This window comes from Acinetobacter sp. YH16052, assembly GCF_013417155.1.
In the GTDB taxonomy this organism is placed as follows: domain Bacteria; phylum Pseudomonadota; class Gammaproteobacteria; order Pseudomonadales; family Moraxellaceae; genus Acinetobacter.
This window is the reverse complement of record NZ_VPEO01000018.1, coordinates 1-20,639: the sequence shown is the minus strand read 5'-3', so window position 1 is coordinate 20,639 and position 20,639 is coordinate 1. Positions and strand designations below refer to the sequence as shown.

At 42.5% G+C, this 20,639-nt stretch carries 22 protein-coding genes and 2 rRNA genes; 13 read left to right on the top strand and 11 right to left on the bottom strand.

Annotation, left to right across the window (positions count from 1 at the left end; translation table 11 throughout):
- Nucleotides 1-630: 630 nt before the first annotated feature.
- Nucleotides 631-1,818: an MFS transporter gene (locus tag FTV42_RS12225; RefSeq protein ID WP_005106075.1), complete on the top strand. Its 1,188-nt coding sequence runs from the start codon at nucleotides 631-633 to the stop codon at nucleotides 1,816-1,818.
- A 15-nt stretch (nucleotides 1,819-1,833) separates the two neighbouring features.
- On the opposite strand, the gene FTV42_RS12220 is transcribed toward FTV42_RS12225, so the two are convergent.
- On the bottom strand, nucleotides 1,834-2,478 hold the full coding sequence (locus tag FTV42_RS12220) for a hypothetical protein (protein WP_005106074.1): 645 nt from the start codon (nucleotides 2,476-2,478) through the stop codon (nucleotides 1,834-1,836).
- Between the two features lie 274 nt (nucleotides 2,479-2,752).
- Between FTV42_RS12220 and dusA the strand changes: the two genes are divergently transcribed.
- Nucleotides 2,753-3,778: a tRNA dihydrouridine(20/20a) synthase DusA gene (gene dusA / locus FTV42_RS12215; protein WP_373683235.1), complete on the top strand. Its 1,026-nt coding sequence runs from the start codon at nucleotides 2,753-2,755 to the stop codon at nucleotides 3,776-3,778.
- Between the two features lie 36 nt (nucleotides 3,779-3,814).
- Here the strand turns inward: dusA and FTV42_RS12210 are convergent, their stop codons facing one another.
- Together FTV42_RS12210 and coaBC are read right to left on the bottom strand one after the other, a co-directional pair.
- Nucleotides 3,815-4,327 carry a hypothetical protein gene (locus FTV42_RS12210; RefSeq protein WP_180038923.1) on the bottom strand — a complete coding sequence of 171 codons (513 nt, stop codon included), beginning with the start codon at nucleotides 4,325-4,327 and terminating at the stop codon, nucleotides 3,815-3,817.
- Nucleotides 4,328-4,555: 228 nt separating this feature from the next.
- Nucleotides 4,556-5,830, bottom strand: a complete 1,275-nt coding sequence (coaBC, locus tag FTV42_RS12205) for a bifunctional phosphopantothenoylcysteine decarboxylase/phosphopantothenate--cysteine ligase CoaBC (protein ID WP_180038922.1) — start codon at nucleotides 5,828-5,830, stop codon at nucleotides 4,556-4,558.
- Nucleotides 5,831-5,943: 113 nt separating this feature from the next.
- Between coaBC and radC the strand changes: the two genes are divergently transcribed.
- Nucleotides 5,944-6,645, top strand: a complete 702-nt coding sequence (radC, locus tag FTV42_RS12200) for a DNA repair protein RadC (RefSeq protein ID WP_180038921.1) — start codon at nucleotides 5,944-5,946, stop codon at nucleotides 6,643-6,645.
- A gap of 65 nt (nucleotides 6,646-6,710) precedes the next feature.
- Nucleotides 6,711-7,622, top strand: a complete 912-nt coding sequence (locus FTV42_RS12195) for a bestrophin family protein (protein WP_004733710.1) — start codon at nucleotides 6,711-6,713, stop codon at nucleotides 7,620-7,622.
- Nucleotides 7,623-7,706: 84 nt separating this feature from the next.
- On the opposite strand, the gene FTV42_RS12190 is transcribed toward FTV42_RS12195, so the two are convergent.
- Nucleotides 7,707-8,558, bottom strand: a complete 852-nt coding sequence (locus FTV42_RS12190; protein WP_180038920.1) for a PHP domain-containing protein — start codon at nucleotides 8,556-8,558, stop codon at nucleotides 7,707-7,709.
- 44 nt (nucleotides 8,559-8,602) lie between these two features.
- Between FTV42_RS12190 and FTV42_RS12185 the strand changes: the two genes are divergently transcribed.
- The 4 genes from FTV42_RS12185 to mnmC are packed head-to-tail and all read left to right on the top strand — an operon-like array spanning nucleotide 8,603 to nucleotide 11,998.
- The gene (locus FTV42_RS12185; protein WP_004281606.1) at nucleotides 8,603-9,214 is read left to right on the top strand and encodes a septation protein IspZ; all 612 of its coding nucleotides are present in this window, start codon (nucleotides 8,603-8,605) and stop codon (nucleotides 9,212-9,214) included.
- A 28-nt stretch (nucleotides 9,215-9,242) separates the two neighbouring features.
- On the top strand, nucleotides 9,243-9,545 hold the full coding sequence (locus tag FTV42_RS12180) for a YciI family protein (protein ID WP_004281605.1): 303 nt from the start codon (nucleotides 9,243-9,245) through the stop codon (nucleotides 9,543-9,545).
- Between the two features lie 5 nt (nucleotides 9,546-9,550).
- On the top strand, nucleotides 9,551-10,060 hold the full coding sequence (locus tag FTV42_RS12175; RefSeq protein WP_005252915.1) for a hypothetical protein: 510 nt from the start codon (nucleotides 9,551-9,553) through the stop codon (nucleotides 10,058-10,060).
- Between the two features lie 39 nt (nucleotides 10,061-10,099).
- Nucleotides 10,100-11,998, top strand: coding sequence for an FAD-dependent 5-carboxymethylaminomethyl-2-thiouridine(34) oxidoreductase MnmC (gene mnmC, locus FTV42_RS12170; protein ID WP_180038919.1), 1,899 nt, complete (start codon nucleotides 10,100-10,102; stop codon nucleotides 11,996-11,998).
- Between the two features lie 127 nt (nucleotides 11,999-12,125).
- On the opposite strand, the gene FTV42_RS12165 is transcribed toward mnmC, so the two are convergent.
- Complete coding sequence (locus FTV42_RS12165) at nucleotides 12,126-12,440, bottom strand: rhodanese-like domain-containing protein (RefSeq protein ID WP_004733697.1); 315 nt, start codon at nucleotides 12,438-12,440, stop codon at nucleotides 12,126-12,128.
- Between the two features lie 92 nt (nucleotides 12,441-12,532).
- Here FTV42_RS12165 and FTV42_RS12160 point away from each other — a divergent pair, with 92 nt between their 5' ends.
- Both FTV42_RS12160 and FTV42_RS12155 read left to right on the top strand, forming a co-directional pair.
- The gene (locus FTV42_RS12160; protein ID WP_004281601.1) at nucleotides 12,533-13,021 is read left to right on the top strand and encodes a YajQ family cyclic di-GMP-binding protein; all 489 of its coding nucleotides are present in this window, start codon (nucleotides 12,533-12,535) and stop codon (nucleotides 13,019-13,021) included.
- A 28-nt stretch (nucleotides 13,022-13,049) separates the two neighbouring features.
- Entirely contained in the window at nucleotides 13,050-13,553 is a 504-nt protein-coding gene (locus FTV42_RS12155; RefSeq protein WP_180038918.1) for a DUF4442 domain-containing protein, read from the top strand.
- A 60-nt stretch (nucleotides 13,554-13,613) separates the two neighbouring features.
- On the opposite strand, the gene FTV42_RS12150 is transcribed toward FTV42_RS12155, so the two are convergent.
- Genes FTV42_RS12150 through FTV42_RS12140 form a run of 3 tightly spaced genes read right to left on the bottom strand, consistent with a single transcriptional unit; the run spans nucleotide 13,614 to nucleotide 15,388 of the window.
- Complete coding sequence (locus FTV42_RS12150; RefSeq protein WP_153566559.1) at nucleotides 13,614-14,054, bottom strand: acyl-CoA thioesterase; 441 nt, start codon at nucleotides 14,052-14,054, stop codon at nucleotides 13,614-13,616.
- Nucleotides 14,055-14,059: 5 nt separating this feature from the next.
- Nucleotides 14,060-14,491: a thioredoxin TrxC gene (gene trxC, locus FTV42_RS12145; RefSeq protein WP_005101783.1), complete on the bottom strand. Its 432-nt coding sequence runs from the start codon at nucleotides 14,489-14,491 to the stop codon at nucleotides 14,060-14,062.
- On the bottom strand, nucleotides 14,492-15,388 hold the full coding sequence (locus tag FTV42_RS12140) for an alpha/beta hydrolase (protein ID WP_180038917.1): 897 nt from the start codon (nucleotides 15,386-15,388) through the stop codon (nucleotides 14,492-14,494).
- Nucleotides 15,389-15,513: 125 nt separating this feature from the next.
- On the opposite strand from FTV42_RS12140, the gene FTV42_RS12135 reads away from it, so the two are divergent.
- Together FTV42_RS12135 and FTV42_RS12130 are read left to right on the top strand one after the other, a co-directional pair.
- Nucleotides 15,514-15,849 (top strand): TIGR01244 family sulfur transferase, encoded by a 336-nt coding sequence (locus tag FTV42_RS12135; protein ID WP_004281596.1) that lies wholly within the window; start codon nucleotides 15,514-15,516, stop codon nucleotides 15,847-15,849.
- Nucleotides 15,842-16,264 carry a beta-lactamase hydrolase domain-containing protein gene (locus tag FTV42_RS12130; protein WP_180038916.1) on the top strand — a complete coding sequence of 141 codons (423 nt, stop codon included), beginning with the start codon at nucleotides 15,842-15,844 and terminating at the stop codon, nucleotides 16,262-16,264. Before FTV42_RS12135 ends, FTV42_RS12130 begins: the two co-directional genes overlap by 8 nt.
- Before the next feature lie 165 nt (nucleotides 16,265-16,429).
- Here FTV42_RS12130 and FTV42_RS12125 read toward each other — a convergent pair whose 3' ends face one another.
- The gene (locus tag FTV42_RS12125; protein ID WP_085064693.1) at nucleotides 16,430-18,433 is read right to left on the bottom strand and encodes a hypothetical protein; all 2,004 of its coding nucleotides are present in this window, start codon (nucleotides 18,431-18,433) and stop codon (nucleotides 16,430-16,432) included.
- Nucleotides 18,434-18,587: 154 nt separating this feature from the next.
- Between FTV42_RS12125 and FTV42_RS12120 the strand changes: the two genes are divergently transcribed.
- Nucleotides 18,588-19,970: a dihydrolipoyl dehydrogenase gene (locus tag FTV42_RS12120; protein ID WP_180038915.1), complete on the top strand. Its 1,383-nt coding sequence runs from the start codon at nucleotides 18,588-18,590 to the stop codon at nucleotides 19,968-19,970.
- Between the two features lie 163 nt (nucleotides 19,971-20,133).
- Here the strand turns inward: FTV42_RS12120 and rrf are convergent.
- Nucleotides 20,134-20,248, bottom strand: a 5S ribosomal RNA gene (gene rrf, locus FTV42_RS12115).
- Between the two features lie 212 nt (nucleotides 20,249-20,460).
- Nucleotides 20,461-20,639: ribosomal RNA gene (locus FTV42_RS12110) — 23S ribosomal RNA — on the bottom strand; the annotation flags it as partial.

The window sequence follows — 20,639 nt, the reverse complement described above, 5'->3', positions numbered from 1 at the left end:
TCAATTTCTCTAGTCCCTATAGATAGCGGCACTTTAGCTGCGCCGTTTTTTTAGTTTTGACTTTTTTGACAGATTTAGCACTCAAGCAAGAGCATTGTTTTTAGATGTTAAAATCGTATTTTATGAAATGATAGAATTCGTTTTGAGCAGATCTTCATCAGACAGAATTGATAGATCTGACAAAAAATAATCGCCAAAATTTTATAAGACTCAGTTCTCAAACAGTCAGATAAAGGGTAGAAAAAAAGCTGGATGACTATTTATTATATTAATGTACTGAACTTGATTCAAAATGGAAAATCTCATTTTTGCACCAAATTTGCGCAATAAAATAGAGTAAATATTCCACTTTTTTGGCCTCAGTGCTCTTTTTTATTGTTTTTACCTCAAGCTGCGCTTTAATGAAGCACCCCCCCTCATTAAAAGATAAAAAATTCTGTAAATATTCACTCATACTTTCTATTTGAAATTGCACTTCTTTCGTTAAGCTGCCTGAGTTCTGACAATTTTCAATGCTGGCAATATTTCTCTACTTTTAAAGCAAGAACTTCTGGCCTATAGTGCCCTCAATTTGAACATTATTCTAATTCCTCATTTAAGTTCTTCCGGTCTGAATACAAGGTTAGCCCTATGCACACGCCCCTCGATATTAGTCAAAATAAGCCCTTATTATGGCTGATGGCGATTGCATGCGGCTTATGTGCCGGCGCTAACTATTATTGCCAGCCGCTGATTTCATCGATTCAGCAGTATTATCAGGTACCTGAATCACAAGTGGCGCTTACTGTCACTTTTGCTCAAATCTCTTATGCCCTGGGCCTGCTTTTTATTGTGCCTTTAGGGGACATGCTGAATAAAACCAAACTGATCCCTTTCCTCATGCTGGGTGCAGCAGCAGGTTTATTTATTTGTGCCAGTGCAGTGAATCTGCCAATGCTCTGGGTCGGCACTATCATTGCCGGACTGTTTTCCGTAGCTGCACAGATTCTGATTCCCTTGGCCACCATGGCGGTCAAACCGGAAAAAACCGGAGAAGTGGTGGGCTTCCTGATGAGCGGATTACTGGTGGGCATTCTGCTCTCAACCAGTATTGCCGGATTATTTTCCGACCTGTTTCACTGGAAAATGATTTATATCGTCAGTGGCATAAGTATGCTGGCCTTAAGTTTTTATTTGAGAGGAAAACTACCGAGCCTGCCACGTCTGAGAATCAGCTATACAGCGATTTTTAAATCTATGGGGATATTACTCAAGCAGGAACCACGACTGGTTTTGCGTTCACTTACAGGTGCGTGTGCTTTTGCTGCCATGAGTATGTTGTTCTCCACCATCGCTCTGCTGTTGACACAGGAACCTTTTCAGCTTTCTGATGTCATGGTCGGACTGGTCACGCTGGTCGGTGTATTTGGCGCACTTTCTACGCAGTTCATTGGTAAATGGGCCGATCGTGGCCATATCAAAATACTGAGCTGGATCGGCTGTTCTATCCTGATGGGGAGCTGGCTGTTTTTATACTTTGGTGCGGTATCCTTGCTCAGTTATATTCTCGGTTATGGACTGATAAATCTCGGGCTCGCAATTACGCACAGCTGTAACCAGAACGTGATTTTCCGCCTGCGCCCGGATGCCAAATCACGGGTCAATTCACTGTATATGACCTTGTATTTTATTGGTGGTGCATGTGGTTCAGCCTTAGGGGTTTATGCCTGGCATCACGGTGGCTGGAGCATGACCTGTCTGGCAGGACTCGGGCTAGCTCTGTGTGCCACCCTATTCGCCCTGCTGGATCAATGGCATCAGGCTAAGACAACCGCATAAGTATTTTACCTCTATTTAGCTGACTTGCGCCGCCGGATAATAAGGCTTATTCAGATCAAGAGTTTGTGAGTTTTCTAATAAAATACAGATAAAAACCGGCAATAAGGCTGCCAGAATTCGGCAGCTCTCCTCTAATGATTTATAATTCAGCGAGCTGTGATACGTGGCGCCACCCTGCATTATCTGATGGTGCAAGGTAGATAAACGCTGAAATATTCCAGCTAAAATTTCGATAGAATTTCGTTCTTTTAAAGCATTCTCTATATTCTGTTTCTGTGCTTCCAGATCAGCTTGACAGCTTTCCAGACTAATTTTCTGATGACGATAATCCCAAAAGCTTTGTTCCACATAGGGATTGGCCAAGAGTGAGCAGATCGGCTGGTTATATTTTTCCCAGAGAATATGATTAATTTTCTGATCCAGATCCTTTTGGCAGAGTGTTTCCAGAAACTGCTGCAGTTTGCTCTGATCTTGAACCAGATCACGTTCATCTGCATAAATCGCCTGAAAGCTGATCCATAGGCTGATAAACTTAAAATCCAGATCCTGATCCAGGTCTAGCGATTTTTTAAACCAGCCTAAGCCCCGATGAATTCTTAGATTAAAATGTGCCGAATTTTGTGCTTTATGGCTTTTATAAATCTCCTCCAATAACAACATGATTATTCTCCTTATTTCTAGCGTTTTTATATTCATCTTTCTCCTATCAAAATATACCATTCCAACCTGACTGGGAATTCCAATTTTATTTCTTGTTTCATTCCCTGGATTTACCGGGCTAGCTCAAGTTCGCCGGATGGTTTTTCTGATTTTATGCTAGTATTACGCCCTCTTTTTGCGACGTCAGCAGATCCGGTTTAAGCCAAAAACCAATAACTGAGTGATCGCATGGATTGCTTCTTCTTTCTTCCATTTCGTTAAGGCGTGATTTTGAATGACTGATCTGACCACCATTGAAAATAAACTTCAACCACGCATCAGTGTTGCACCTATGATGGATTGGACCACCAAAGATTATCGTTTCTTTGCACGTCTGTTTAATCCGAATGTGATTATGTACACTGAAATGGTCACCACAGGTGCGATCATTTATGGTGATGCCAAACGTCATTTGGACTTTAATGCGGAAGAGCAGCCAATCGTTTTGCAACTCGGCGGCTCGAATCCAAAAGATCTGGCAATCTGTACCAAGATGGCGCAGGACTGGGGCTATAACGAAGTCAATTTAAATGTAGGTTGCCCAAGTGACCGGGTACAAAATAATAAAATTGGTGCCTGTCTGATGGCGGAGCCTGATCTAGTCGCAGAATGTATTGCTGAAATGCGTCATGCGGTGGATATTCCAGTGACCGTAAAACACCGGATCGGAATTGATGATATACAATCTTATGAAGAGATGCTGCATTTTGTCGATACCGTGGCCAAAACCGGCTGCAATAATTTTATCGTGCATGCGCGGGTTGCCTTATTAAAAGGTCTATCACCTAAAGAAAACCGCGACGTGCCACCCCTACGTTATGAAGATGTCTACCGTTTAAAACAGGATCGTCCTGATCTGCTCATCGAGATCAACGGCGGAATTAAAACCTATGCCGAAACGCTGGAACATCTCAAACATGTGGATGGCGTGATGATTGGCCGCGAAGCCTATCATAATCCTTACTTACTGGCTGAACTGGGCCAGTTATGGAATCTGGATGCACCAGACCGTTTTGACATTATGCAACAGATGCTGCCTTATATTGCCCAGCGCATGGCCGAAGGTGCACCTTTATCCATTATTACCCGTCATATTTTAGGACTGTTCCAGAATTTGCCGGGTGCACGTAAATGGCGTCAGGCTTTAAGCGGTGGTAATGCCAAAACCTTGAAAGATGTAGAGACTGCACTTTTTAATATTCAGGAAGCGATGCAGCGTACCGAAGATTATGTACGTGAACATCAACAAGTTGAGTCCTAAACACAAAAAGCACCAATGATCGGTGCTTTTTTATAGTTATTGCGTATACGCCGTGATATTACCGACCGGAATTGGCTCTTCCTGATAAGAAACATCTTGTAATGCGGGTTCAGCCACTGGTGTAATCAGAGAGCCAGAGACATTCTGGTTCGGTTCATCTACAGGTTCTAGATCATCCAAGGCTGAGGCCAGTTGCTGTAATTCTCGATCCAGTTGCTGACGATATTTTTCAATTTCAATTTCATCAATAAAAGCAAAGGCATCATCTTCAATCGACCAACTATACCCGCCATCTACCTTAAAGACTTTTACATGAATGGGATATTCCTCGCCCTGATAATTCAGATGAGAAATAGCCTGAAACTCATTCCCCTGACGCTGGACAATTTTGACCTTTTTCACAGTAAAACGATAGTGTTGATAATCTCGATTGGAATTAAATTCACGTTGCATCTGCGTTTGAATATTTCTGGCCAGTTCATCCATCGAGACAAAATAACTGCATCCAGCCAGACAGGTAACCATCCATAACATCATGATTTTTTTCATAGCGCCCCCTCTTTTTTCTTTCCACTTCCTGCTTATAGCTGATATATCCAGTATTTTTATCTTTGCTTATTCTGTGATCCATTTTATGCTTTTTTGCAAAAACAATAAACAAACAGCGCTTCGACTAAGATTAAATATTTATGGTTTCTATAGTTTTTTTGAATTAATGATAAAAATCAGCCATAAAAAAACCCTGATGGATTCAGGGTTTTTTCAATACAGATCGTTTTAAAAATCATCATCACTGGATGGATCACGATACAAGGCATCATGAATGGCTTCGATCAACTGCTGGGCAATCTCCTGCTTGGAGGCTTTTTCCAGATCACGTTTATCCAGCTGATAATGCTCGGCAAAGAATACCGTCATGGCATTTTCATCCGAAGCAAATCCGATATCTGCACGTGATACATCATTGCAGGCAATCATATCCAGCTTTTTCGCGACCAGCTTTCCGGCAGCATATTCTTCAATATTGCGGGTTTCTGCCGCAAAGCCGACCATAAATGGACGTTTCTCCTGCTGGGCAATGGTGGCAACAATATCCGGATTTTTCACCAAGGCTACATTCAGTTCATCACCAGCTTTCTTGATTTTATGCTCGGCTACTTCTGCCACACGATAATCGGCTACTGCAGCTGTCGCAATAAAGATATCGCAACCATTTTCCAGCATTTGCATGCTTTCATTCAGCATTTGCACGGCAGAAGAAACATTCTTACGTTTCACGCCATTTGGAGTGTCCAGACTGACCGGCCCTGCAATCAGGGTCACATTGGCTCCGGCTGCATAACAGGCTGCAGCCAGTGCAAAGCCCATTTTCCCAGTACTGTGATTGGAAATATAACGCACCGGATCAATCGCTTCGCGGGTCGGGCCTGCGGTAATCGTGACTTGTTTACCCGCAAGCAGGCCAAATTTTTCCGCAATCGCACGTTGAGCTTTGTGAAAATATTCAGTCACCTGTCGGGCTAAATCTTCCGGCTCAGGCATCCGCCCCAAACCTACATCACCACAAGCCTGTGATCCCGCGTCCGGCATGATCACATGCACACCATCTTCGATCAGTGTCGCAAGATTGCGCTGCGTTGCTTTCGCCGCCCACATTTGCTGGTTCATGGCAGGCGCCACCCAGACGGGTGCTTTCGTCGCCAGATATAAAGTACTTAAGAGATCATCAGCCAGACCTGCGGCAAATTTTGCCAAGGTATCACAGCTGGCCGGCGCTACCAGCAACAGATCTGCCCAACGTGCCAGCTCGATATGGCCCATGCCGGCTTCTGCTTCAGTATCCAGCAATTCGGTATGTACGGGATTGCCCGATAAGGCTTGAAAGGTTAAAGGTGTAATAAAAGCCTGTGCACCGTGAGTCATGACGACCCGCACATCAAATCCGGCATCTTTTAGACGGCGGATCAGAATTGCACTTTTATAGGCAGCAATACCGCCAGTGACGGCCAAAATGATATTTTTATGAGGAATTACACTTAGATCAAAGCTCACGAACAGATTACCTCGCTGTTGCAGTGGGGCTCACAATAGCATTAAATAATCGCATTCCCAAGAGATCGGCTTGCGGGAAAACTGATAATTCATAATAAATAAGTCTAATAACTATGCAATTTTCTATTAAAAACTGGCCGGAACAAGAACGGCCGCGAGAACGCCTGATTCAATATGGCGCAGAAAGTTTATCCGATGCCGAGCTACTGGCCATTTTTCTACGCTCCGGTTCACAGCAGCATTCGGCAGTTGATCTGGCGCGGTTGCTGATTCAACATTTTGGTCATTTGACTGCACTACTGGATGCGCCTTTACAGGATGTCAGCCAGTTTCATGGCATGGGCATCAGTAAATATACTCAACTGATGGCCGTCAAAGAACTGGGACGGCGCTACATAGCCGAGCATCTGAAGCAGGATGCACTGGAACTCACCAATTCCAAGCGGCTAAGAGATTACTTACGTTTTGAACTGCTCGGTGAAACTCAGGAAGTGTTTGCCGTGCTGTGTCTGGATGCCAGTCTAAGAAAAATTGCCTTTAAAAAACTGTTTTATGGCTCCATCAATGCATGTGATATTTCCATTAATCAATTGTTGCGTTATGCCATTAGCCAACAGGCTACTTCCATTGTGATTGCACATAATCATCCACTGGGCCGGCCCTCTCCATCCAAGGCTGACCTGGCATTGACCCGTCAGATTCAACAAGCCTGCCAGCTGGTAGATATTCATCTGATTGACCATTGTATTATCGCTTTGGAGGGCAGTTTTTCCTTTGCTGAGCAGCAACTCATCAAACCAGAAATGCAGTATTGAATAGCACTTGACAAAGCAGGCACAACTCCACAAGATCATGAAAAAAATTGTGATGATTCCAATAAATGATCGTACGTGACCAGCCAACTGTTTTTAAACTGCTGTTTTCCTGGCGAGGGACGATTTTACCTAAAGTTTTGCCACCTTTGGGCGTGGTAATGCTGATGTCAGCTATCATTGGTGGCTTGTCACATATTGGCTATTTTCATTTTCCAGAATTACCCCTGGTCGGATTTACCCTGATTGGAGTGGTACTGTCTATTTTTCTTGGTTTTAAAAATACCGCCTGTTATGACCGCTGGTGGGAAGCGCGCAAACTTTGGGGAATTCTAATTGCCAATTCACGTCATTTTGACCGTGATTGCCGGATGCTGTCTCAAGGTCGCCGTGAGCGTGTGATTCAGCATGTGATTGTCTTTGCCAATGTACTCCGCGATCGCCTACGCCATCAAACAGCCAATCCGACTGAACTGGTTGAAACCAGCGGCATGAGCCAGCAGGCGGTGACCCAACTCTATCAGCAGGCCAATGCGCCGCAATATACCTTAAGCCTGATTCAATGGGAGTTAATGCAGGCGCTTAAAGAAGGTGAAATCTCCGATATCATCTATATGCAGATGAATAATCATGTGGCGGAACTAAGTATTGTCCAGACTGGTTGTGACCGGATTGCGACGACGCCTTTGCCTTTTGCCTATTCGGTCTTGCTCAATCGTACCGTCTATTTTTTCTGTTTTATTTTACCTTTTAGTTTAGGTTCAACGCTTGGTCTGTTTACGCCTTTACTGGTTGGAATTTTGGCTTATACCTTTTTAGGATTAGATGCTCTAAGTTCGGAAATTGAAGAGCCTTTTGGTACTCAGAGTAATGACTTGCCGCTGGACTCGATGGTACGTACGATTGAAATTGAACTGTTAGGGACTTTAGGTAAACCGACGCCACCACCGATTCAGGCTCAAGATCATAATTTGCTTTAATTTATAATTCTCTCCTCGCCCTTTGTTATTAGTAGCGAAGGGAAAATCTTCTCTCAAATGAAAAAGATCGAGGTAAAGGAATGACTAAACAAAACTCTCCCAAATCCCGACCTGCCCCGGTTTAAGACTCGGGACATTACCGAGTTTAATCCAGGGCATATGATCGCCATGAAAATCACTGCCAATCGAAACTTTAAGATCATGTTCAGCAATCATTCGATCCACCATCTGCCGGGTGGAACTTGGTTCAATCGCCGGTGGCAGCTCGACGGCATCTCCACCGAACTTGGCAAAGATCTCGATCAGGTAGCGAATATTGGTCGCAGATAAATCATATTTGGTCGGATGTGCCAGTATCGCAAAACCACCACTTTCATGAATCACCTGAATCGTGTCTTCAAGACTCAAGCCATCAAATTTGACATAAGCTTTCTTGCCTTCCTTGATGTATTTATCAAAAGCCTGTTGCGGACGCGTCACAATCCCCTTTTCTACCAGCGTTTTGGCAATATGGGTCCGTGTCACCCGATCAGGGATATGGTCGACTTTGACCAGTACATCAGTATAAATATCTTCACCAATTAAAGGAACCAGCAGATCACAAATCTGTTTAGAACGTTCAGCCCGGATTTTCTTTTGCTGATTGAGGGCTTTTTGTAAAGGCTCAGGATTTTGCATATTTAGCGCGACGATATGCACGCCATAGTTTTTCTTGGTGGCAGGACGTGACCATTGGCTGGATATTTCCACCCCGGAAATGATCTTAATCTCATGATTTTTGGCAGCTTCTTCCGCCAATACCAAACCGTCCATGGTGTCATGATCCGTCAGGGCCAAAGTATGGACAAGTTTTTCCACAGCCGCTTCGACCAATTGCTGAGGACTGAAAGTTCCATCAGAAATATTACTATGTGTATGTAAATCTACGCCGTGCATCTCTATACTATGACATTTATTTGATCAGATTTAGATACTCTAACATGAAAGCACTTTTAGACTTTGTGCCACTCATTATTTTCTTTTATTTATATAAAACTGTAGATCCAAAAGACACTGACCATCAATTGCTGCAATTGATCGGTTCTGCGGGGGGTGTCGACAATAATAATATTCTTGTTGCAACCACAGGTCTGATTATTTCCATGTTGGTCGTCTATGGTGCGTTATTTGTCATACAAAAATTCCGTCTGGACAAGCAGCAATGGATTGTCTTGTTTATGACGGTAATTTTTGGTGGCATCACTCTGATCCTCAGCGATGATTTCTATATTCGTCTGAAAGCCGTGTTATTGAATCTGGTCTTTGCAGGTGTATTCTTCCTGTCCCCTTGGTTTAGCAAGGATAAAAAGCCTCTGATCCAGCGGTTATTTGGTCCAGTATTCAATCTAAGTGAAAAAGGCTGGTTCAAGCTGAACTATGCTTGGGTTGCCATGTTCGTACTGATGTCATTTCTGCATACCTTTTTCGCCTATTTGTGGATGGATGGAAAATATTGGGGCGAATTTACCGCATTCGGTGACATGATCGTGATGTTTTCCTTTATCATTATTCAGTTTATTGTATTGCGCAAATACTTTAAGACCGCTGAATAAGTCCAACTACAAACGATTGAGAGTCATCATGCCATTATTCGTCGTTAGCTGTACCGATCGGGAAGGTACAGTTGAAAAACGCCTCGCGATTCGTCCACAACATCTTGCACGTCTGGAACAGTTAAATGCTGAAGGCCGCCTGATTGTTGCAGGTGCCATGCCTAAAGATCCGGCCAATCCACAGGCCGGTTTTTATGGCAGTACCATTATTGTCGATTTTGACAGTCGTGAAGCGCTGGACACATGGCTACAGGATGAACCTTTCTTAAAAGAAGGTGTGTACGAACACATCGATGTCAAACCATTCAATAAAGCATTCCCTCAAGGATAAGGTTCATGCGTGTTGTTACTGCCAGTATCATTGGCCTATGTTTTATGATTTCTCCAGTATGGGCAGTCGAAGTTGCGCCTGCTCCTGTGACTCAGGGAAATCAGACAGCACAACCTCAAGGGACAGCGGTGACTGTCCAAACCCAGTCTACGCCGAAACCTGCCATTATTCCTGCCGTAGCGTCTTCTGCCCAATCGGTGACACCTGCTGAAAATAAACCGTTAACCGCAGAAGAAATCGCCAAGCTCAAAGCCCAGCAAGATGCCAAGGTAAAAGCCTTAGTCAAAGATCAGGCCACCCGTTTGCAGCAACTGGAAAAAGCCAATCTGGAAGCACTATCGCAAAATCAGGAATTGCAGCTCAAGAATGACAATCTAGGGGTTCAGGTACAAGTACTGCAAAGCGAACGCAGTGCCCAGATGTTCCTCTACGGCGCTGCAACCCTGGCTGTGGGGGTATTGCTCGGCTTCCTGATCGCGAGCTATGTTTATACCAAACGTCGCCGTCAATGGTAAGCTATAGCCCTTCCCGATATCTTTAAGGTTGTACCCGTTTTGTCACACGCAATTCAAACTGCTGATCTGGATTGGCAATTGGTGGATGGTATTGATGTGCCTGTATCCAAGCAATTTGGTGATGTGTATTTTTCCAAAGACAATGGCTTGCTGGAAACCCGGCATGTCTTTTTAAATGGCAATGATCTCAGTACGCGTCTGGCAGATTTAAAACCTTTTGAATATTTCTGTGTCGGTGAAACGGGTTTTGGTACTGGTTTAAATATTCTGGCCCTGTGGCAGCTCTGGCAACAGGTGCGTCCGGACAATCACAGTCATCTGCATGCGATTTCAGTTGAAAAATTCCCTCTTTCTAAAACCGATCTGATTCGAGCCTTAAATGCCTGGCCAGAACTCAAGCCTTTAGCTCATCAACTCATCTCTCAATATCCGATGCCAATTGCCGGCTGTCATCGTCTCAGTTTTCCTGAAGAGCGATTCAGTCTGGATCTATGGCTGGGTGATGCACATGATGTTTTCCCGGTAATTGAAAAAACTGCGCCGGTGAACGCTTGGTTCCTGGATGGTTTTGCGCCTTCCTGCAATCCAGACATGTGGGAAGAAAATGTTTTAAATAATATTGTACGTTTATCCGAGATCGGTACCACTTTCGCCTCTTTCAGTGTTGCTGGCGTCTTAAAACGTGGCTTAAAAAATCATGGGATTTCAATTTCCCGCCCACGTGGCTTTAAGCATAAGCGTGAAATGCTGAAAGCGATCTGGAATCCGGCTGAGGAAAGCAACCCATCTTCAGCGCAGGAAACAACTCAAAAAAAAACTGAGCGAGATACAAAGACCAATATCAGACCTCACCAAATCGCTGTGATTGGCGCTGGAATCGCTGGTTTAAGTAGCGCATGGGCATTCGCTCAACGCGGTCATCAAGTCACGATTTACGACCAGTCAGCGCCACTCTCAGGAGGTTCTGGCAATCCACTGGCTTTGCTGAATCCCAAACTCTGTCCGGTTGAGCAAAGTGCTGATCATCTGATGACATTGGCCTGGCAACATGCCTTAAATCATTATCAAAAATTTAAAGCTTTCCGCCCGATTCAGGTGAATCAGTTCGCCTTAAAAAATCCTGAACAGCTTTTAGGATTGGCAGATGAATATCCTGAAAAAATTCTTACTGTAAAAGATACAGAAGATCAAGAGGTTCAAACCGAATTTCCAAGTTTAAAACTGTTAGAAGCTGGTGTGGTTTCACCGCCTCAATTGCGTGATGAAATTCTACAGAATGTAAATATCCGATATCAACAGGCCAAAATTAGCCATATTGAAGCTACTACAAAACCTCAGCTATTTTCAGATGAACAGGATCTAGGTGAATTTGATCATGTGATTGTCTGTACTGCGCGAGATACAACACAATTCTTTGCAGATTATCCGGCTCTGAAACCGATTCGTGGACAGGTCAGTTGGCTCAACAATAAAACTCAACCTTTAAGCCAAAATACAGCCTATAGCTACGGTGGCTATTGTATGCAGCTGGATGCTGAACATCTGATCTTGGGTGCTTCTTTCTATCCAGGTCGAGATGATATCGAGGTGTTAGCAGAAGACCATGTACACAACTACGAATTGATCCACAGTGTATTCCCAGAATATGCACAGTCATTAGCTTCTACCGATACCTGGCAAGGTCGTGCATCGGTACGCGCGCAAAGTCAGGATTATTTTCCCCTACTGGGTAAAATGAAAGCGGATGAGGAAGTTTATAGCTTTGCTGGTCTCGGTTCTAAAGGCTTTCTGTTTGCGCCGCTCTGTAGTGAAATTCTGGTAGCCCAGATTCTCTGCGAAGCCTGTCCGGTGCCATCCAGTTTAGTAAAAAAACTCAGTGTGACCCGTTTTCAAAAGAAAGTGAAAATGAAGAAACCGTATTTTAAGCCTCAGGTCTAATCCTCCTGCCTTTTTAAAAAGCAAAGTTCCCTCTCCTTTTAGGAGATGAGAAGCACTGCTTCGCAAGGAAGAGGTAAAATCCTAGCCAATAAAAAAGCGCCTTGCGGCGCTTTTTTTGACAGAATGCTTATGCACCCTGTTCAAGCGGTAAGCCTGCATCACGGGCAGCACGAGTACCACCCATCAGAATGACATATTCACGTGAGCTGTCAAAACCCTCTAGTTTTTCCGCAGCACGTGGAGCTTTACTGCCCCCACCACACAAGATGTAAATGGGTTGATCCGCTGACACCTGAGTTAGGCTTTCTGCTGAAAGATCGTTAATGGGCTGATTCACCGCCCCTTTCACGTGTGCTTCAGCAAAAGCACTTGAATCGCGTACATCCCAGATAATTGCATTTTCTGGGAACTCAAATGTTGTAATTTCTTGCTTACGGATCATTGCGCACTCCTTTGATGTAAAACAACACTTGGCAAATGAAGAAAACATCCCTAGCATCTCAGATATTCTTTCCCTTTGTAAAGGTCTAAACTATGCCTTCTTTCGATATTGTTTCTGAATTAGAAATTTTTGAAGTAAATCATGCAGTTCAAAACACCCAAAAAGAAATTGCGACCCGCTTTGATTTCCGTGGTCAGGACGTTTCTATTGAACTGAATGAAAAAAACAAGGAAATCAAAATCTCGACTGAAAGCGATTTCCAGTGTGAACAAGTCTATAGCATGCTGGAAAGTCATTTCTTTAAACGCAAAGTCGATATTCAGGCGCTTGATCCACAAAAAATGACGGCTTCTGGCAAAAATGTGATTCAGGTCATCAAGCTTAAAGATGGTCTTGACTCAGATACCGCAAAAAAAATTAATAAAGCCATTAAAGAAAGTGGGATTAAGGCGCAATCTTCTATTCAGGGCGACAAGATTCGTGTGACTGATAAAAAACGCGATACCTTGCAGCAAGTAATGGCATTCTTGAAAGAACAGCAATTTGGTTTGCCTTTACAGTTCAATAACTTTAAAGATTAAGACCATCCTGTGTCTTGAAGAAGGAATTATGACGCATCGCAATCGACTGACTAAACTGGTGAACGCCACTTCCAAATTACCACAAGGTATTCGAAGTACTTTATTGAGTAAAACCTTTGGCCGGGTGGTCCCGATGGTCGGCTCTGCCAAGATTCGTTATGAGGAAATGAGTGCGTCCAAAGTGGTAGTAAGTATGGCCAATCATAAAGCCATGCAGAACCATATCGGACAAATCCATGCATGTGCAATGGCCCTGCTGGCAGAAACAGCGACCGGCTTTGTGACGGCAATGAATGTTCCGGATACAGCAATTGTACTGATCAAAAGCTTAAAGGTTGATTTTAAGCGCCCGACACGCGGTGCCATGACTGCTGTTGCTACGCTCACGTCGGAGCAGCAAGCCCTGATGCAAAACTCGGATAAAGGTGAAACCCTGGTTCAGGTCACCGTCACGGATGAATCAGGTGAAGCCCCCATTCAATGTGAAATGCTCTGGGCTTGGATTGCCAAGAGCCAGCTCAAGAAATCATAATTTCTTCTTTTAGACAAAAAAATCCCAGACATTAAATCTGGGATTTTTTATTTCAAGTCATCATTGTGCTGTTTGCGATTCTAAAAGCTTCTGTTTCGCTTCTTCTGGAATCAGACGTTTGTTGCCTTTGACATCTACAGCAACAAAGGTAAACACACCTTCAGTTACCCGAATTGGGGGGCGTGAATCATCATGGCTATCCCAAACCTCGATTTCCATCTGGATAGATGTCTTGCCAACTTTGAGAATTTTGGTATAACAACTAATCACGTCTCCGACTTTTACCGGTACCAGAAAAGTCATCTGGTTAATCGAAATCGTGGCACAACGTCCCTTTGAAAATCGTTCTGCGTGAATCGCGCCTGCCAAGTCCATTTGTGAAACGATCCAGCCACCAAAGACATCACCACTCCAGTTGGTATCTGCAGGCATTGCGATCGTCTGTAGGGAAAGAATCCCCTCTGGTCTTACTTGAGAATCTGACACTTTCACTCCAGGCATTTGAATTAGGGTTGGGTATTTAACTGCTGATCAAGCCATTTTTGCAGCTCGCTTGACCGTAATGCACCGCTTATTCTAGCAATTTCGTTGCTTTTATTCATCAACACCAGCGTCGGAATACTGCGAACATTAAATGCCGAACTTAAGCGAGGATTCGCTTCTGTATCAATTTTTGCAAAAACCACATTTGGATATTGCTGGGCGACAGTCGCAAAATGCGGTGCCATCATTTTACAGGGACCACACCATTCTGCCCAGAGATCAATCAGGATTGGCAAGTCACTATGCGTGACAAACTGGCTGAAATTCTGCTCATTCAGCTCAATTGGTACCAGTGGAATCAGGGCTTGATGACATTGACCACAAGCAGGGTTGGCAGTGAGTTTATCTTCAGGGACACGGTTTTTGGCCAGACATTCCGGACATACAATAATCATCTAGCGCACTCCAATATGTTGATGTAAGAATTCTAATTGGGTCGAAACTGCTTTTTCAAACCATTCCCCATGATAAATATCAAAATGCCGGATATTCCACTCATGATATTGCACAAATGGTGCAATATTGGTCGCAGTTTCCCGACTCGATTCAATGGGAATCAGACTATCCAGTTTTGCCGCAATAAACAGGACTGGAATGTTAATCTTTCTTACTTTCTGAATTGGCCGATAACGCATCAGCTGAAAGAATGCCCGTGCAGGAATGTGACCACTCCAGTAATAATCCGGATTGACAATCGACAGATAACCTTCATAACTGTCCTGTGTCGGCATAAAACATAGCTCATGCGGATCAACTACAGGTAAGGTTTTTGGTGCCATACCAACCTTGGCCCCCATATAATCCTGACTGGAAACTTTAAGCGCCTTGGGGAGTTGCTGTAAAGGATATAGTTGGGCACTTTCAGCCCCATCGACAAAAGGCACCTGTACCATCGCCGCCTGAATATTTTTCAGCTCTGCTGCAAGTGTCAATACATGCCCACCACTTAAGGCCGTACCCCAGAGCACGATCCGTTTACTGTCAATCGATTTGCGTTCCTGAATATGTCTGATCATGGTTCGCCAGTCATCGAGCTGGGCATTGATCGACACCAGTTCACGTGGACGCCCAGTGCTGCCGCCCCAATAGCGATAGTCAAATAAAACCACCGCATAGCCGGCACTGGCAAAACGCTGGGCATATTGCACCAGTTTAAATTGACGTAAGGCAGCCAGACCATGAGCCATCAGGATTACGGCCGGTTTTTCTATATTTTTAGGCCGATAAAAATCTGCAGCAATCACTTCCTGACCGCTTTTGACATACAGTGGTTCAACTGTATAAGCCTGCATACGCGCTCCATTGCGTTATCTTATGGTTATCATCATTTATAAAAATTTCAGAACAGGTTCAGCATGTTTTCAGCTTAATGCTATCATAAAGCATATCGATATAAATGAAATGATGGAGTGGCGTCATGAGCGAAAATGTAGGTTTTGCTGGTCAAATTGGTCCGGAACACGTAACTCAAGTGGTTGAGAAAGGTTTTAAATCGATTATCAACAACCGTCCGGACATGGAAGGGGGTTCCGAGCAGCCGACCAGTGCACAAATCGAGGAAGCTGCACGCAATGCCGGTCTGGATTATGTATTCCAGCCAGTAGTAGCCGGTCAGATTACTGAGCTTGATGTACGCACTTTTGCCAATCATTATAATGAGTTACCAAAACCGATCTTGATGTTCTGTCGTACTGGAAACCGCTCGAATAACTTATATCAACTGGCAAAACAGATGGACCTGCTGGATGATTAAGTCGTTCTGGAAAGGTGTGGTACTGGCAACCTATTTTAGCTGTATTACACCTGTTTTTGCTGCAAATGATCTTAGCCGTGCGCTGACCTCTACGGTGAGTGTTACGGGGCAAATGACACCAAGCAAGTTTCAGCAATTGATTCAGCAAGGTTTCAAATCTGTGATTGTAAATCGTCCTGATCAGGAAACTGGTAATAGTGTCACGGTGAGTCAATTACGCTCCATTGCAGAGAAATCTCAAGTGAATGTGATTTATCAGCCTGTAATGAATGGCCAACTTTCTCAGGCGAATATTGAAGAATTTGCTCGATATTATAATGAGCTGCCTAAACCGATTTTGATGGTTTGCCGAAGCGGCATACGTTCAGCGGCCTTGTTTAATCAGGCTAAATCTCAAGGATTGATTCATGAGTAAGTTATTGATTATTTTATGTTGTAGTTTGGCTTTTACAGGCTGTAGCTCGATGAATCTAAAGCCGACTGTGGGTGTGAGTGTGGGAACATCAATTTAGTTTTTTAAATTTTAGTTCCCATAAAAAAAAACAGCGCTTCGGCGCTGTTTTTTATACAAATATAATTTCTATTGATAATCTACATAAATTGTTGATACTTTACTATCTGGCGAAGAAACAGAAACTTTCAACGTATCTCCTACCGCACATTCTTTTAGACGATAGCCATAATAACTTTGATTACTATTTTTGAAAGTGCTTGGTGTCAAAAGATCAAAGACATTTGCGACAGGTGAACTTCCTGTTGCTAACTCTGCAGTACAAGATAAATTATTAGCTTTTGTATTATCCTCAGGCGTAACACTTATTGTGGTACCTGTTGGCATAGGCACACTTTGAGCGCTATTTCCATACATATTAAAAGACAATAAACTTCCACTTGCCTTTACATTAGTAAAGGTTGGTGTATTTTCAGCAAATGCAAATAATAATTGCTGACGGATGACCGTATCTAAATTATCGTCACATGTGTCTGCGATATTCGGCTGTCTAATTGTAGATGGAGCACAGGTCGCTTTGTTTCCTAATACCGCACGATTATAAAGAAATTCACCAATACCATAATCTTTGTTATATTGATTATCCTCGTTATCGTCACGGAAAAAGCTACCAATATTACTAAGAAGTCGATCTACGCCTTTAGTATAAAGATTATCGCCATCTAAATCTGTAAAGCTTTTATCACCCTCAACATAAGCCAATACAGTCACACGATTATCTAAAGGACGAGGTTCTTGTGTTGTTAGAGTTACAGAACATACTCCTTGGACTGTTGAACAATTAGGTTCAACCTTCCCTCCCTCAGAAACAAAGCTAATTACTGTACCATCTGGAACAGGGTTCCGTGTACGATCAACCATTCTCGCTGTAATAGTTGCAGTGTCACCATCAATTACATTCTGTAATGAATTTTTAGATACTGATAAACTTAATCCATCTTGAGTTACTCGACCAATGGATACAGATACATTTTTAGATACAGCCGAAACATTTTTGTCTGAAACTAAAGTTGCTCTTATCTCTACAGGCCCAGGTTTATCTCCTGGATAAAGATTCACAATCACTTTACCATTTGAATCACTTTTTATAGTTTTGTTATTTTGATTTCCAAATGATACGAACGATAAATCTTCTGGTGCTTGTACTTTCTCAATCAAAACATCTTGATCTGCTATAGGTACACCATTTGCATACAAAGTAAATTCAATTTGACCAGATGATGCTGAGCCACTTTTTCTAATCCCCAAATTAACTTTATTAGATGTATATACTAGTGAATTAGCTTCAAGTGCCTTAATACTGACATCAATTCCAACTTCTGGGATATTTAAACCTGTTGCCGAAATTTTTTGTGTTCCTGTACAAAGCTTTCCATCTGTACCAATCGCTTTATAAGTTGTCGTAACATTTCCTTGATTTGATGAAACAACTGTAGCAGGTTCAAATTTACCACATGGTGCAGTGAATTCGACATTGACATTATTCTGATTGACTTTTGTATTTGCATCTTGCGTCTTTAACGTGATATTTGTTGAACCACCAGATTCTAATTGAGTACTAGCTGCCGTTAAATCGACTAAAATAATATTGGTTGCTTGAAGTGAGAAATTAAGTGCTGGTGTTGATGCTTCGGTACCATCAAAATCTGCAACTGCAGAAATTTGATAGGCACCATTGGTATTTAAGTTTTCAGGTTTAACTGAGATACTCGCTTCACCATTTGTATTTGTTAAAACAGCACCATTGGAACTACCTAAAACAACACCACCAGTCACTGTAAATGTAACTAATGCACCACTAATTCCTTTACCCGACTGATCAGTTACTTTGACTTGAGCGCTCACACCTTCTGCAGCGATTGCCTGAGTAAAGTTACCATTTCGATCAATCAATTGTATAGTACTAATATTAACAGATTTTACTTCTTCACCTGTGCTAGGGTTCGTAGTAATATTTCCAGAACTAGAGCCATCATTATTATAGTAACCATTACTTCCACCGCCCCCGCAGCCTGCTAACATTAGTGCCAAAGTAAGAGCAGATAATTTAATACCTAATTGTTTACTAATCATTTAAATCCCCAAGACCCTCTATTATAGAGTTTGTTATCAATCTTTATTCATTATGCGATATGTAATCATAGTTAAGCATTTATGTAAATAAAGGTAAGCTAAATGTTTTGTATGCTAGCTTATATTCATAAATTGATTTCAATAAGAGCAATTAATGTACGACCTCATCATTATCGGTGCAGGCACTGCAGGGATCAGTGCTTATAACGAAGCCATCAAATACACCCAAAATATTTTAATTATCAATGATGGATCGTGGGATACGACCTGTGCACGTGTAGGTTGTATGCCAAGCAAACTGCTAATCTCTTCTGCAAATCGCATGCATGATATTCAAACTGCTGAAGAACTTGCTTTAAAGCATAACGCTGTCATTGATACTTCAGATGTTATGCAACGTGTGCATGTCCTTAGAGAACGTTTTATTCGTGCAACCTTGAAAGGTGTCGATCAATGGGACAGCTCACATAAAATTTCCGGAAAAGCCAAATTTATTGATCCCCAAACGATCGAAGTCAATGGACAATCCTATCGGGCCAAAAGTTTTATTGTCGCTGTAGGTTCACGCCCCAATATTGATGAAAATCTAAAGCAAAAATTAAAAGACAAATACATCACTTCAAATGAAATATTTGAGTTTTCCCAATTACCTAAGTCATTAGCGGTGATCGGCAGTGGCATTATTGCAATTGAATTAGCTCAAGCTATGCAACGCCTGGGTGTAAAAACCACGATGTTTGCGCGTAGTCAAAAAGTAGGCGCATTAAGCAGTCCAGTTTTACAAAAACTGGCGCAAGAGCAATTCAACAAAGAGCTCAATATCAAATTTAAAATCTTGCCAGATAAAGTTGAAATACAAGCAGATAAAATAAAGATTAATTTTACAGAAAATGATCAGACTAAGAGTATTGAAGTTGAATATGTCTTAGGTGCCACAGGTCGGCAAAGCAATATAGATCGTTTAGGTCTAGATCAACTGAATTCAACATTCAAGGACATCAAAAACCTTCCTATCGATAAAAAAACCAAACAACTTGCAAACCTACCTATATTTATAGTCGGTGATGCCGCCCCTGATGCTCCCATTCAACATGAAGCCGCTCATACAGGTAAACAGGTAGTTCATAACTGTGTGAATTATCCGAATGTAAAACCTATTACTGCTTTAACACCATTAGCTATTGTATTTTGTCATCCTGAAATGGCGATTATCGGAAAAAGTTTCAAGCAACTAGAAGATCAACAAATCGAATTTATTCGGGGATTTGTCTCTTATGAAAATCAAGGACGTGCACTAGTTCTGGCAGAAAACTCAGGTGGAATAGAAGTTTATATTGATAAAAAATCAGGTAAATTACTTGGTGCAGAACTCTTCTGTTCACAAGCAGAACATCTGGCCCATTTACTGGCTTGGATGATTGATGCCGACCAGGATATTCACCAGATCGTAAAGAAACCTTTTTATCATCCTACGCTGGAAGAAGGCCTTAGAACTGCCTTTAAACATGCTCGACGTCAGTTTGATAGTTTGTCATAAAAAAGTTAAAGAGTTGCAAACTATTACTCAGTAAAGTTAGCTACCGCTCTATCTTAATATTGAACCCTGTATTAGATTAACTTTATATATCTCAAATACAAGATGATTATTCCCCGCATAAAAAAACACCCCCTTTGTTAGAAGGGGGTGTTTTGGAATAATGAGCTGGCGATGACTTACTCTCACATGGGTAATCCCACACTACCATCAGCGCTAAGAGGTTTCACTTCTGAGTTCGGGAAGGGATCAGGTGGTTCACTCTTGCTATGGTCGCCAGCACAACTGGTATGACTTTGCGTTTGGTCTTATTCGCTTTGCATTGCTGCTTTGCTTGCCGTTGCTTGGTCAAATGAGTTTAACAGATAATATCTGAGTCGAATTGTATGTTCTAGCGTTAGCTGAATCAAGTATTTCAAGACCGTTTGGTCTTTAATGAATCAATCTCTGCTCACTGCTTGCGCAGTTCGTACAACAACTGTTTGGGTGTTGTATAGTCAAGCCTCACGAGCAATTAGTATTGGTCAGCTTCATGTATCACTACACTTCCACATCCAACCTATCAACGTCGTAGTCTTCAACGGCTCTTTAGGAGACATAAAGTCTCGGGGAAATCTTATCTTGAGGTAGGCTTCCCGCTTAGATGCTTTCAGCGGTTATCCCTTCCGAACA

Bases quoted from the DNA above. Each gene is read 5' to 3' on its own strand.
- FTV42_RS12225 (WP_005106075.1), top strand. From the start codon at position 631: ATGCACACGCCCCTCGATATTAGTCAAAATAAGCCCTTATTATGGCTG.
- FTV42_RS12220 (WP_005106074.1), bottom strand. From the start codon at position 2,478: ATGTTGTTATTGGAGGAGATTTATAAAAGCCATAAAGCACAAAATTCG.
- dusA (WP_373683235.1), top strand. From the start codon at position 2,753: ATGACTGATCTGACCACCATTGAAAATAAACTTCAACCACGCATCAGT.
- FTV42_RS12210 (WP_180038923.1), bottom strand. From the start codon at position 4,327: ATGAAAAAAATCATGATGTTATGGATGGTTACCTGTCTGGCTGGATGC.
- radC (WP_180038921.1), top strand. From the start codon at position 5,944: ATGCAATTTTCTATTAAAAACTGGCCGGAACAAGAACGGCCGCGAGAA.
- FTV42_RS12195 (WP_004733710.1), top strand. From the start codon at position 6,711: ATGATCGTACGTGACCAGCCAACTGTTTTTAAACTGCTGTTTTCCTGG.
- FTV42_RS12190 (WP_180038920.1), bottom strand. From the start codon at position 8,558: ATGCACGGCGTAGATTTACATACACATAGTAATATTTCTGATGGAACT.
- FTV42_RS12185 (WP_004281606.1), top strand. From the start codon at position 8,603: ATGAAAGCACTTTTAGACTTTGTGCCACTCATTATTTTCTTTTATTTA.
- FTV42_RS12180 (WP_004281605.1), top strand. From the start codon at position 9,243: ATGCCATTATTCGTCGTTAGCTGTACCGATCGGGAAGGTACAGTTGAA.
- FTV42_RS12175 (WP_005252915.1), top strand. From the start codon at position 9,551: ATGCGTGTTGTTACTGCCAGTATCATTGGCCTATGTTTTATGATTTCT.
- FTV42_RS12165 (WP_004733697.1), bottom strand. From the start codon at position 12,440: ATGATCCGTAAGCAAGAAATTACAACATTTGAGTTCCCAGAAAATGCA.
- FTV42_RS12160 (WP_004281601.1), top strand. From the start codon at position 12,533: ATGCCTTCTTTCGATATTGTTTCTGAATTAGAAATTTTTGAAGTAAAT.
- FTV42_RS12155 (WP_180038918.1), top strand. From the start codon at position 13,050: ATGACGCATCGCAATCGACTGACTAAACTGGTGAACGCCACTTCCAAA.
- FTV42_RS12150 (WP_153566559.1), bottom strand. From the start codon at position 14,054: ATGCCTGGAGTGAAAGTGTCAGATTCTCAAGTAAGACCAGAGGGGATT.
- trxC (WP_005101783.1), bottom strand. From the start codon at position 14,491: ATGATTATTGTATGTCCGGAATGTCTGGCCAAAAACCGTGTCCCTGAA.
- FTV42_RS12140 (WP_180038917.1), bottom strand. From the start codon at position 15,388: ATGCAGGCTTATACAGTTGAACCACTGTATGTCAAAAGCGGTCAGGAA.
- FTV42_RS12135 (WP_004281596.1), top strand. From the start codon at position 15,514: ATGAGCGAAAATGTAGGTTTTGCTGGTCAAATTGGTCCGGAACACGTA.
- FTV42_RS12130 (WP_180038916.1), top strand. From the start codon at position 15,842: ATGATTAAGTCGTTCTGGAAAGGTGTGGTACTGGCAACCTATTTTAGC.
- FTV42_RS12125 (WP_085064693.1), bottom strand. From the start codon at position 18,433: ATGATTAGTAAACAATTAGGTATTAAATTATCTGCTCTTACTTTGGCA.
- FTV42_RS12120 (WP_180038915.1), top strand. From the start codon at position 18,588: ATGTACGACCTCATCATTATCGGTGCAGGCACTGCAGGGATCAGTGCT.